The organism is Polaribacter sp. R2A056_3_33 (assembly GCF_019278485.1).
Lineage (GTDB): Bacteria > Bacteroidota > Bacteroidia > Flavobacteriales > Flavobacteriaceae > Polaribacter.
The window spans coordinates 1,971,851-1,985,013 of record NZ_CP058984.1; the positions used below are offsets into that span (position 1 = coordinate 1,971,851).

The 13,163-nt window shown below is 32.1% G+C and carries 8 protein-coding genes; 6 read left to right on the forward strand and 2 right to left on the reverse strand.

All coding sequences use genetic code 11. The annotated features are described in order from the left end of the window. Positions 1-132 precede the first annotated feature (132 nt). Positions 133-2,571 carry a bifunctional aspartate kinase/homoserine dehydrogenase I gene (gene thrA, locus H0I29_RS08290; protein WP_218755064.1) on the reverse strand — a complete coding sequence of 813 codons (2,439 nt, stop codon included), beginning with the start codon at positions 2,569-2,571 and terminating at the stop codon, positions 133-135. Positions 2,572-2,888: 317 nt separating this feature from the next. Continuing rightward, positions 2,889-4,448: a hypothetical protein gene (locus H0I29_RS08295; protein WP_218755065.1), complete on the reverse strand. Its 1,560-nt coding sequence runs from the start codon at positions 4,446-4,448 to the stop codon at positions 2,889-2,891. Positions 4,449-4,579: 131 nt separating this feature from the next. On the opposite strand from H0I29_RS08295, the gene H0I29_RS08300 reads away from it, so the two are divergent. From H0I29_RS08300 to ilvC, 6 genes are all read left to right on the forward strand, one after another. Further along, positions 4,580-5,755, forward strand: a complete 1,176-nt coding sequence (locus H0I29_RS08300; protein WP_218732342.1) for a 2-isopropylmalate synthase — start codon at positions 4,580-4,582, stop codon at positions 5,753-5,755. Between the two features lie 101 nt (positions 5,756-5,856). Continuing rightward, the gene (leuB, locus tag H0I29_RS08305) at positions 5,857-6,978 is read left to right on the forward strand and encodes a 3-isopropylmalate dehydrogenase (protein ID WP_218755066.1); all 1,122 of its coding nucleotides are present in this window, start codon (positions 5,857-5,859) and stop codon (positions 6,976-6,978) included. Positions 6,979-7,433: 455 nt separating this feature from the next. After that, positions 7,434-9,110: a dihydroxy-acid dehydratase gene (gene ilvD / locus H0I29_RS08310; protein ID WP_218755067.1), complete on the forward strand. Its 1,677-nt coding sequence runs from the start codon at positions 7,434-7,436 to the stop codon at positions 9,108-9,110. A gap of 93 nt (positions 9,111-9,203) precedes the next feature. Further along, positions 9,204-10,937: a biosynthetic-type acetolactate synthase large subunit gene (gene ilvB, locus H0I29_RS08315; RefSeq protein ID WP_218732345.1), complete on the forward strand. Its 1,734-nt coding sequence runs from the start codon at positions 9,204-9,206 to the stop codon at positions 10,935-10,937. A gap of 101 nt (positions 10,938-11,038) precedes the next feature. Beyond that, the gene (gene ilvN / locus H0I29_RS08320; protein WP_165734284.1) at positions 11,039-11,569 is read left to right on the forward strand and encodes an acetolactate synthase small subunit; all 531 of its coding nucleotides are present in this window, start codon (positions 11,039-11,041) and stop codon (positions 11,567-11,569) included. Between the two features lie 109 nt (positions 11,570-11,678). Beyond that, on the forward strand, positions 11,679-13,154 hold the full coding sequence (gene ilvC, locus H0I29_RS08325) for a ketol-acid reductoisomerase (RefSeq protein ID WP_218755068.1): 1,476 nt from the start codon (positions 11,679-11,681) through the stop codon (positions 13,152-13,154). Positions 13,155-13,163: the final 9 nt, after the last annotated feature.

The following is a 13,163-nucleotide window of genomic DNA, read 5'->3' on the forward strand; positions in this document are numbered from 1 at the left end:
GTATGCAGTCTTCAGTTTGTAGTCAGTATGTTTCTGAAAACTACGAACTAAAGACTTTTTTATTGTTAGTTTATGATTTTTAGAAACAGTTTTCGGTCAGTTTATGACTGCGTACTGCCTACTAAAAACTGCTTACTTATTTGCAATTCTAATTACATCAGCAAAAATACCAGAAGCAGTAACATCTGCACCAGCACCAGCACCTTTTATAATTAAAGGATTTTCTGGGTATCTGTCTGTAAAGAATAATACAATATTATCACTACCTTCTAAATTATAAAAAGGATGATCTGAAGCGATGTGTTGTAAACCAACATTTGCTTTTCCATCAGTAAATTCAGCAACATATTTTAAACGGCAATCTTTATCGTTTGCTTCTTTAAATATATTTTGAAAATGCCCTTCATTTTTAGTTAATGATGCGTAAAAATCATCATTATTATCTGTGTTTAAACTTTCTTCAGGCAAAAAGGCATTTTTTGCAATGTCTTCTAATTCCATTTTATAGCCACTTTCTCTGGCTAAAATTAAGATTTTTCTAGCAACATCAACACCACTTAAATCAATCTTTGGATCCGGTTCTGTATATCCTTCTTTTTGAGCAGCAGCAACCACATCATGAAAAGTTGAATCTGCATTAAAGTTATTGAAAACAAAATTTAAACTTCCAGATAATACTGCTTGAATTTTATTGACCCTATCGCCAGAGTTTACTAAATTCTTTAAAGTATCTATAATTGGTAAACCTGCACCAACATTTGTTTCAAATAAGAAAGAAGCATTGTATTTTCTAGAAACTTGTTTTAAGGTTTTATAATTGTCAAAGCTAGAAGCACAAGCAATTTTATTACAAGTTACAACAGAAATGCTATCACGTAAATATTTTTCATAGATTTCAGAAACTTGCTGATTTGCAGTATTGTCTATAAAAACACTATTAATATGGTTGCTTTCTTTTACTTTTTTATGAAAACTGTCTAAAGTTGTTGGTTCTCCGTTTTCTAAAGCTTCTTTCCAATTATTTAGATCGATACCATTATCATCGAAAGCCATTTTTCTAGAATTCGCAATTCCGATAACCTTAATACTTAATTTTAAGTTTTCTTTTAAGAACTTTTTTTGTTGATGTATTTGAGCTAAAAAGCGTTCGCCAACATTACCAACACCAGTTACAAACAAGTTTAGTTGTTTCGTTCTTTCTTCAAAGAATTGCTCATGTAATGTGTTTAAAGCCTTTTTTGCATCGTATTTATTAATAACTGCAGAGATGTTTTTTTCTGATGAACCTTGTGCAATTGCTCTAACATTTACATTGTTTCTACCTAAGGCGCTAAACATTTGTCCGCTTAAACCTTGGTAGTTTTTCATGCTTTCACCAACTACGGCAATAATTGCTAAATTACTTTCAACAATAATTGGTTTTATTTTTTTCTTGTCTATTTCTATACTGAAGGTATCGTCTAAAAGTTCTTTAGCTTTTGCTGCATCATTTTCAAAGACTCCTACACAAATAGAGTGTTCTGATGAAGCTTGAGTAATAAAAACAACATTTATTTTAGCGACAGAAAGAGTTTCGAACAAGCGTTTAGAAAAACCAGGAATTCCAACCATTCCACCACCTTCTAAAGTGATTAAGCTAATGTCTTCTATATGAGAAATACCTTTTACTTCATTTCCGTTTTCTGGATTCTTACAAATTAAAGTTCCTGCGCTTTCTGGTTCGAACGTGTTTTTAATACGAATAGCAATTCCTTTTCTTAAAGCAGGTTGAATTGTTGGTGGGTATAGAACTTTTGCACCAAAATGTGATAATTCCATGGCTTCTTCATAAGAAATTTCTGAAATAGGATATGCGTGCTTTACAACTCTAGGGTTTGCAGTGAACATACCAGAAACGTCTGTCCAGATTTGTAATTCATTCGCTTCTAAAGCAGCAGCATAAATGGCAGCAGTAAAATCAGATCCACCTCTACCTAAAGTAGTTGTTTCTTCAAAAACATTCGAAGAGATAAAACCTCCTAAAACAACAACCTGATGCTTATTTTCTTCAAAAAATGAAGTAATATTATTATTAGTAACTTTAAAGTTTACCTGCGCATTTAAATATTCATTGTTTGTAATAATTAAATCTCTACTTTCTTTATGAGCAGCGTCAAACAATTCTTTTGCAGCATTTGCAATAATGTAAGATGATAGTCTTTCTCCAAAACTATATACTTTTGCTAATGTTTTGTCAGATAATTCTTGCAATAAGAAAACGCCTTCGTAAATAGATGTTAATCTATCGAATAAATAGGTGATTTCTTCGTGAACTTCTTTTTTGTTTTTTACAATTAAATCATCAATTACTTCAAAATGAAGTTCTTTAATGGTTTCTAATGTTTCTTTAGCTGTGGTAATGTCTTCTAAAGCTTCATTAGCACCGGCTAATAATTTATCGGTAGTTTTTCCGAATGCAGAAACTACTACGGCTATTTTTTCTTTTTTAGATGCAGCCTCAACAATAGCTAAGACTTTTTGTATTTTCTCTGAACTTGCGACAGATGAACCGCCAAATTTTAATACTTTCATTTTTAATGAATAGTTTAAGTAATTAAATTTTTTTTGAGTTTGTTTCGTTTTTACCCGAAACAATATATAACCTGTGGTGATATGAATATAGTAGAACCCCTAAAGGGTAATTGTTGTAATCGTGCGTGTAATTGTGCGCATAGAAGTATAAACTACGTTGGTAGTTTTAGAAGAATTAATATGTGTATTAGATAAACTCACAAAGCAAAAATAGGAGTATTATTTAATATTTCCCCTTTTGATGGAGATTATTTCGTAAAATTTAATGATTTATGCAGTATTATTAAAAATAGGCTATTTCTAATATGGTTTTACGATTATTTGTTAATTGGTTTTATTTTTTCTTTAATAATTAAAGCAATCGGTTTATTTTGAATTTTGCTTTCTAACCAAGATAGGATGTCTAAATATAAGAAGGCTCTTTTTTCATACGGATGGTTCTCAAATGTTTTTAATTTGGCATGAATCTTCTTAAATTCATTTTTAATCTCATGTGGAAAAACATCACTTAAATCTCTAATGGAAGTTAGAAAAACCTTTTGTACTTCTTGTAGGTTTTCCATTTTTAGTAAGAACTTGTAGGTATCTACAAACTGTCTTTCTAGATCGTAATCTAATCCACATTCATAATGTGCAATCAAGTTTAAAATACGTGCAAAACATTGTAAGTCCTCTGCAGAACCTATGTTTTTAGAGCGAATTATTTTTTGTAAATAAATAATGCACAATTTGTTTTTACCCATTCCAAAATACAAGCAAGCTATTTTATAATAGAGTAAAACAATAAAATGACTGTCTAGTCTGTTTTTATACTTTTCAATTTTATTATTAATAATTTCAACAAGATATTCTCCTTTTTCAAAAGAACCTTCTAAGAAGTGTAAGTGTAGTTTGTTAGCGTACAAATACAAGAATATCAACAACTCTGTATTGGTATTCATTGGTACTTCTTTCCTGTCAATTTCCTCTTCAAAAGCGGTAAGTTCTTTTTTAAAGGTTGATACTTTTTTTACGAGAAAACAAGATTCTAATAGGTAGTTTTTAGATTTTAAATAAAAAACTGGGTGCGTGTTTATCAGTTTAGGGCAGTCAAATAAATCTACACATTTTTTAGCATATTTATAGCTTAATAAAAAGTCTTGCACCAAAAAACTATGCCATAAATGTGCCTTGTATAGCCATAATTTTTCACGAAATCCTAATTTTTGATAATCGTACTTTGGCATTCGGTCACTAAAATATTTATCAACAAACTGTAATTCCTCTTCATTTTTTACATAGCCGTTTTGTATTAAATGACTGTATAACTGTAGCGATAAATTAGAAAGTTTACTATGAATTACATTGTCTTGACTTAATTCTTTTGCTTGTACAGATAGTTGATTTGCTCTGTTGCTTAAACTTCTGGTAATGTATTGTGTTTCTATTACTTTTTCTAGTTCTACAATTTCATAAGCTATATTTTTTTCCTCATTATCCAAAGCCATGTTTTTGGCCTTTTCTAAAAGTTTCAAACTTTGTTTGTAGAGTCCTTTTTGATATAATACCGTTGCAAAATCTAATTGTTCTCTAATTTGAATTCGTACGTTTTTATGAGCAGGGTTTAAACGTAAACTAATTAAAATTTGTTTGTATAAATGCGCCTTTAAGTTAGAAAGTTGTTGTTTAGAAACAATTCCGCTGCCAATAATAACTTTTTCATCATATACCTTTAGTTTTTCTAAAAATTTAAATAAAGAAAAAAACTTAGCATCGATGTTTCCACCTAATCTTCCTACATATAAGTTAAACTGCCTCTTTTCTGATTTAGTTAAAGACTTAATTAAAACAAATAGAGCATCATTTTGTTGATTGGCTAATGTAACATTTTTACTCATAAAAAACTGGTAATTAGATATTTAAGTTTTTATAGGTGATATTAGAAATCGTACGGAGCTGTAAAAATAACTATTTATTTTAAGTTCGATATATACATTTGAGTTTAAATAAGATAATCTTTACAGATATTATGCAAGATAACAAGGTTCAAATTTTTGATACAACATTGAGAGATGGGGAGCAGGTCCCTGGGTGTAAGTTAGATACAAAACAAAAATTGGTAATTGCTGAAAGATTAGATTTGTTGGGTGTAAATGTAATTGAAGCTGGTTTTCCGGTTTCTAGCCCAGGAGATTTTATTTCAGTAACTGAGATTTCAAAAATTATAAAAAATGCTACAGTTTGTGGTTTAACCAGAGCTGTAGAAAATGATATTAAAGTAGCCGCAGAAGCACTAAAATATGCAAAATACCCAAGAATTCATACAGGTATTGGTACAAGTGATTCTCATATTCAATTCAAATTTAATTCAACAAGAGAAAAAGTAATAGAACGTGCTGTAAAAGCAGTTTCTTATTCAAAGTCTTTTGTAGAAGATGTAGAGTTTTACGCAGAAGATGCGGGTAGAACAGATAATGAATATTTGGCAAGAGTTTGTGAAGCTGTTATTAAAGCTGGAGCAACAGTTTTAAATATTCCAGATACAACGGGGTATTGTTTGCCAGAAGAGTATGGGGCAAAAATTAAATATTTACGTGAAAACGTAAAAGGGATAGATAACGTAATTCTTTCATGCCATTGTCATAACGATTTAGGTATGGCAACAGCAAATTCTATTGCAGGTGTAATTAATGGTGCTCGTCAAATTGAGTGTACTATTAATGGTATTGGAGAAAGAGCAGGAAATACAGCGCTAGAAGAAGTGGTTATGGTGTTAAAGCAACATCCGTATTTAAACCTAGAAACAAGTATTGATACAAAACTATTGTACGATACAAGTATAATGGTTAGAGAAAGTATGGGAATGCCGGTACAACCTAACAAAGCAATTGTTGGTGCAAATGCATTTGCGCATAGTTCTGGTATACATCAAGACGGAGTTATAAAAAACAGAGAAACATACGAAATTATGGATCCTGAAGATGTTGGTGTTACAGAAAGTGCAATTGTATTAACTGCAAGAAGTGGTAGAGCAGCATTGGCGTACAGAGCCAAAAAGATTGGTTATGAGCTAACAAAAGTTCAGTTAGATGTTGCTTATGATGCTTTTTTAAGTACAGCAGATAAGCAAAAAGAAGTAAAAGATGACGATATTCATGCTATTATGATAGAGGTTAGTAAAATCTCTAAAGTAGCAACAGTGTAAAAAGAAACTTTGTCTTCGAGGGTAGTTGTGAATTTTGATACAACAATTAAAAATAATCAACTACCTTTGATAACAGAATAATTTTAGATTACAAGTACAGAATGAAATATACAATTGCAATAATCCCGGGAGATGGTATTGGACCAGAAGTAACCACGCAAGCAAAAAAAGCTTTAGATGCGGTAGCAGAAGTTTACGACCATATATTTTTATATAAAGAAGCTCAAATGGGCGCTTGTGCAATTGAAAAAACGGGTGATCCATTACCGCAAGAAACCATAGAAATATGTAAAAATGCAGATGCAGTTTTATGTGGGGCTATTGGAGAGTTAAAATATGATAATGACCCAACCTTAAAAGTAAGACCAGAACAAGGTTTATTGCGTTTAAGACAGGAGTTAGAGTTGTTTTGTAATGTAAGACCTGTAAAAGCATATCCTAAATTACTTAAAAACTCTCCTCTAAAAAAGGAAATTATTTCAGGAACAGATATCGTTATTTATAGGGAGTTAACATCTGGAATTTACTTCGGTAAAAAAGAAATAAGCGAAGATGGTTTAAAAGCATCAGACGTTTGTTCTTATACGGTAGATGAAATTTCTAGAATTACACACTTAGCTTTTAAAGCAGCTCAAGACAGAAAGAAAAAAGTAACTTTAATTGATAAAGCAAATGTTTTAGCAACTTCTCGTTTATGGAGAAAAACAGTTGCAAAAATTGGAGAAGAATATCCAGATGTTGCTTTAGATTTTATGTTTATAGATAATGCAGCAATGCAAATTGTATTAAACCCAAAACGATTCGATGTTATATTAACAGAAAACCTTTTTGGAGATGTTATTTCAGATGTAGCCTGTGTAATCGGAGGTTCAATCGGTATCTTGGCATCAAGTTCAGTAGGAGAAAAAAATGCATTATTCGAGCCAATTCACGGTTCATATCCGCAAGCAGCAGGTAAAGATATTGCCAATCCTTTAGCGTCTATTTTATCAGCAGCACTTATGTTAGAACATTTGGGTTTACATGATGAAGCAGATGCAATACAAAGAGCTGTAGAAAAATCGTTAGATTTAGGTATTACAACACAAGATTTAAAAGGCAAAAACCAGTATTCGGCTTCCACTGCAAAAGTGGGCGATTTTATAGCAGATTATATTGCGAACCAAGAAGATAGTAATATGAATTTTAAAAATATTCATATGGGGCAAAGCACAATCATTTAAGTTTTTTAGAAGCTGTTTCCAGCTTTCATTACTTGCTTTTTTTGTAAAAAACAAAAAAGAGCTCAAACAGACCATTCAATCTGGGCTAGACTTATTTTCTAGCAATCATCAATAAAAAAATATTAGTTGCGTATTAAAATATAAATCGCAATATTTACACCAGTGAAAAAACAATTATTAAATATTATTTCTATTATCAACGTCATCGTAATTATTACGAATTGGTAAGGAAGTGATATTTATATTTTTTATAAACAAACCTTCCATTAAAATGGAAGGTTTTTTTATGAATTTATTTTAAAGATTGAGTATCATAATTAAGTAGGCTTAATTATCTTAAATTCAGTTGATTAAGGTGTTTTTTTAACACGTGAATTTAAAGTAAGTTATTGAATTTTATTCAATAAAAATGGAGAAACATAGTAATTTAGACAACAAATTGAAGAAAACATTAAATGAAACTAAATAAGCACAGTAGCAGATTAACACAAGACGAATCTCAACCAGCATCACAAGCAATGTTGTATGCGGTAGGTTTAACGGATGAAGACATGCAGAAAGCGCAAGTTGGTATTGCGAGCACTGGTTATGATGGTAACCCATGTAATATGCATTTAAACAATTTGGCTGCAGAGGTCAAGATTGAAAGCAAAATTGCAGGTTTAGTCGGTTTAGGATTCAATACAATAGGTGTTTCAGATGGTATTTCTATGGGAACCTCTGGTATGAATTATTCATTAGCTTCAAGAGATATTATTGCAGATTCTATAGAAACTGTAATGAATGCTCAAAGTTATGATGCTTTAGTATCAGTAGTTGGTTGTGATAAAAATATGCCAGGAGCCGTAATTGCAATGTTGCGTTTAAATCGTCCATCAATTATGATGTATGGTGGTACAATTGCATCTGGAAACTACAAAGGAAAAAAGTTAAATATTGTTTCTGCTTTTGAGGCTTTAGGTCAAAAAATGGCTGGAGAAATAGAAGAGGAAGAATATAGAGAAGTTATAAAAAGAGCAATTCCTGGAGCTGGAGCTTGTGGTGGTATGTATACTGCAAACACAATGGCTTCTGCAATAGAATGTATGGGGTTCTCTTTACCATATAACTCATCTATACCGGCAGAAAATCCTAATAAATTATCTGAAGCAGAAAGAACAGCTTTGGCAATCAAAAACTTATTAGAATTAGATTTAAAACCTTTAGATATTATTTCTAAAAAATCTTTAGAAAACGCAATCGCGTTGGTAAATGCTTTAGGTGGATCTACAAATGCAGTATTACACTTTTTAGCAATTGCGCATGCAGCAGATATTGAGTTTACATTAGAAGATTTTCAAAAAGTTAGTGACAGAACTCCGTTAATTGCAGATTTAAAACCATCTGGAAAATATTTAATGGAAGATGTACATAGTATTGGAGGAACACCTGCAATAATGAAATACTTATTAGATAAAGGATACTTACATGGAGATTGTATGACAGTTACTGGTAAAACATTAGCCGAAAACTTGGCGGATGTAGTAGCAATGGAATTTGATGAACAAGATGTAATTCACCCAACAGATAAAGCATTAAAATCTTCTGGTAATTTACAAATTTTGTATGGAAACTTAGCTCAAGAAGGAGCAGTAGCAAAAATTTCTGGAAATGAAGGATTACTTTTTGAAGGGAAAGCAGTGGTTTATGATGGAGAACAAGCAGCAAATACCGGAATTATAAACGGAGAAGTAGAAAGAGGAGATGTAGTCGTCATTAGGTATGTTGGACCTAAAGGAGGACCAGGAATGCCAGAAATGTTAAAACCAACTTCTTTAATTATGGGAGCAGGTTTAGGGAAATCTGTAGCTTTAATTACAGATGGTCGTTTTTCTGGAGGAACCCATGGTTTTGTGGTTGGACATATTACACCAGAAGGACAAGAAGGAGGAACTATCGGAATTCTTGAAACTGGTGATAAAATTAGAATTAGTGCAGAAGATAATTCAATTAATGTATTGCTTTCTGATGAAGAGTTAGCTGCTAGAAGAGCAAATTGGATTGCTCCTGCATTAAAGCACAAAAAAGGGATTTTATATAAATATGCAAAATCAGTGGCATCAGCATCTAAAGGGTGTGTTACCGATTTATAGTTTTATAATAAAATCAAGAAACAAGATAAAAAAAAGAGACAAGATATCCTACGAGGTTTCAATAGCCTTGTAGGTATTTAAAAATATAAAACTATGGAAACTCAAACCATACAAAATAAACAAAACACAGCAAAAGTTACAGAAAGGATTTCTGGTAGCGAAGCAATCGTTAGGTGCTTAATTGCAGAAGACACAAAAATAATTTATGGGTATCCTGGTGGAGCAATTATGCCAGTGTATGATGAGTTATATAAATATCAAGATAAAATTCATCACGTTTTAACACGTCATGAGCAAGGTGCAACACATTCTGCACAAGGGTTTGCAAGAATCTCTGGTAAAGTAGGTGTATGTATTGCAACTTCTGGTCCGGGAGCAACCAATTTAATTACTGGTATTGCAGATGCACAAATAGACTCTACACCAATGGTGTGTATTACGGGGCAGGTGTTTTCTCATTTATTAGGAAGTGATGCGTTTCAGGAAACAGATATTGTAGGTATTTCTACACCAGTTACAAAATGGAACTGTCAAGTTACCAAAGCATCTCAAATTCCAGAAATGATGGCAAAAGCTTTTTACATTGCAAAGAGCGGAAGACCAGGGCCTGTTTTAATTGATATTACAAAAGATGCGCAACAGGAAATGTTCGATTTTTCATATGAAAAATGTACAAAAGTTAGAAGTTATAATCCAGTTCCAAAAACAGATGCTTCCACTTTAGAAGCAGCTGCTAAATTAATTAATGCTGCTAAAAAGCCATTAGTGGTTTGGGGACAGGGAGTTATTTTAAGTGAAGCAGAAGAAGCGTTTAAAGCTGTAATTGAAAAAGCAGGAATACCTTCTGCTTGGACAATATTAGGAGCTTCTGCAATTCCTACTTCGCATCCATTAAATGTGGGTATGGTTGGTATGCACGGTAATTATGCGCCAAACGTTTTAACAAATGAGTGTGATGTTTTAATTGCTATTGGTATGCGTTTCGATGATCGTGTTACGGGTAGTTTAAATACGTATGCAAAACAAGCCAAGGTAATTCACTTTGAAATTGATCCTGCTGAGGTAGATAAAAACGTAAAAACAGATGTAGCTGTTTTAGGTGATGCAAAAGCTAGCTTAGAATTATTGTTACCAATGTTAAACGAAAATAAGCATCCAGAATGGCGTCAAAAATTTGCAGATTTATACGCTATTGAATATGAAAAAGTAATTAAAGACGATATTCATCCAACGAAAGAAGGTTTAACTATGGGTGAGGTTTTAAAAGAAATCAACATTCAGAGTAAAGGAAACGCGGCAATTGTAAGTGATGTTGGTCAACATCAAATGATTGCTTGTAGATATGCTGAGTTCAATCAGTCAAAAAGTAATATTACTTCTGGTGGTTTAGGTACCATGGGCTTTGGTTTACCAGCGGCAATTGGTGCTAAAATGGCAGCTCCAGAAAGAGATGTAGTTTCAATTTCTGGTGATGGTGGTTACCAAATGACGATTCAAGAATTAGGAACTATCTTTCAGCAGAAAGTTGCTTTAAAAGTAGTGGTCTTAAATAATGAGTTCTTAGGAATGGTACGTCAATGGCAGCAATTGTTTTTTGATAAACGTTATGCCTCTACAGAGATGACAAACCCAAACTTTGTGGCTATTGCAGAAGGGTATTATATAAAAGCAAAGAAAGTTACTAAACGAGAAGAATTGGCTGCGGCAGTTGAGGAGATGATGGCAAGTAAAGAAGCTTATTTCTTAGAGGTTTGTGTAGAAAAAGAAGGAAATGTTTTTCCTATGATTCCTACCGGAGCAAGTGTTTCAGACATTAGACTAGAGTAATAAAAAGAACAAGGAGTAGAGAACAAAGGGTAAAGGTTTATTAGAATAAAAGGCAATAATGGTCTATTTTCTATCATCTTTCTTCTAATATCTTTAAAAAAATGAGTACAGAAAAACAATTTTACACAGTATCTATTTATACTGAAAATAATATTGGATTGTTGAACAGAATTTCAGCAATTTTCCAAAGAAGACATATAAATATAGAGAGTTTAAATACATCTCCATCAGAAATACCTGGTGTTTCTAAATTTACCATTGTTGTAAGTATGACAGAGGAAAATATTAAGAAAATTATTGGTCAGATAGAGAAACAAGTAGAGGTTATTAAGGCGTATTATCATAATGATGATGAAACAATTTATCAGATTTCTGGGTTGTTTAAAATTAAATCTGAATTATTATTTGAAGAACCTCAAATTCAGAATATCATTAAAAAGAGCCACGCAAGAATTGTTACTGTAAATACTGAGTTTTTTGTGTTGGAAAAATCAGGGAAAAAAGAAGAGATAGTAGCATTATATGATCAATTAAGCGTTTTTGGTATTATGCAATATACACGTTCAGGACGTGTTGCTATTACTAAAGAAGAAATGAAAATATCAGCATTACTAGAAACATACAACAACTAAATAAAAAGAGTAAAGAGGCTAGAGGTTAGGTTATAGGTAATTACGTAAAGTTAATATGGTGTCTATATTCTAAAATCTTAATTCTAAACAACAAACAAAAACAATAAAAATGTCAAATTATTTTAACACATTAACATTAAGAGAGCAATTAGAACAATTAGGGAAATGTCGTTTTATGGACGCTTCAGAATTTGAAGACGGAGTAGAAGCGTTGAAAGGGAAGAAAATTGTGATTGTAGGTTGTGGTGCACAGGGTTTAAACCAAGGTTTAAATATGAGAGAATCTGGTTTAGATATTTCTTATACATTAAGACAGGCTGCTATAGATCAAAAAAGACAGTCTTATATTAACGCGTCTTCAAATAATTTTGAAGTTGGTAGTTATGAAGAAATGTTACCAAGTGCAGATGTGGTTATTAATTTAACACCAGATAAACAACATACAAATGTTGTAACTGCAGTAATGCCTTTAATGAAAAAAGGAGCTACATTATCGTATTCTCATGGTTTTAATATCGTTGAAGAAGGAATGCAGGTTCGTGAAGATTTAACCGTAATTATGGTGGCGCCAAAGTCTCCAGGTTCTGAAGTTAGAGAAGAATATAAAAGAGGATTTGGAGTACCAACATTAATAGCAGTGCATCCAGAGAATGATCCACAAGGAAAAGGTTGGGCAGAAGCAAAAGCATATGCAGTTGCAACAGGAGGTCATAAAGCAGGAGTTTTACAATCTTCTTTTGTTGCTGAGGTAAAATCTGATTTAATGGGAGAGCAAACTATTTTATGTGGTTTGTTACAAACAGGAGCAATTTTATCTTTTGATAAAATGGTTGAAGAAGGAATTGAACCAGGTTATGCTGCTAAATTAATTCAGTATGGTTGGGAAACTGTAACTGAAGCTTTAAAGCATGGTGGAATTACCAATATGATGGACAGGTTGTCTAATCCTGCAAAAGTGGAAGCTTTTAGATTGTCTGAAGAATTAAAAGACATTATGCGTCCGTTGTTTCAAAAACACATGGATGATATTATGACAGGTCACTTCTCTCAAACAATGATGGAAGACTGGGCTAATGATGATAAAAACTTATTAACTTGGAGAGCTGCAACAGGAGAAACTGCTTTTGAAAAACAAGAAATTACAAGTGATGAAATTTCTGAACAAGAATACTTCGATCACGGAACTTTATTAGTTGCTTTTGTAAGAGCTGGTGTAGAATTAGCTTTCGAAGCAATGACAGAATCTGGTATTATAGCTGCTTCTGCTTATTATGAATCTTTACACGAAACGCCATTAATTGCAAATACAATTGCAAGAATGAAATTAGCAGAAATGAACCGTGTAATTTCTGATACTGCAGAATATGGTTGTTATTTGTTTGACCATGCTTGTAAGCCTTTATTAACAGATTTTATGAAGAATGTAAAAACTGATATTATTGGTAAATCTTTTAGCTCAGAAAATGGAGTTAATAACCAAGAATTAATTAGAATTAATGCTATTATTAGAAACCATCCAGTAGAGGTAGTAGGAGCAAAATTAAGAGCTTCTATGACAGCTATGAAAGTTATAAAAACAGCTTAATATAGTTCG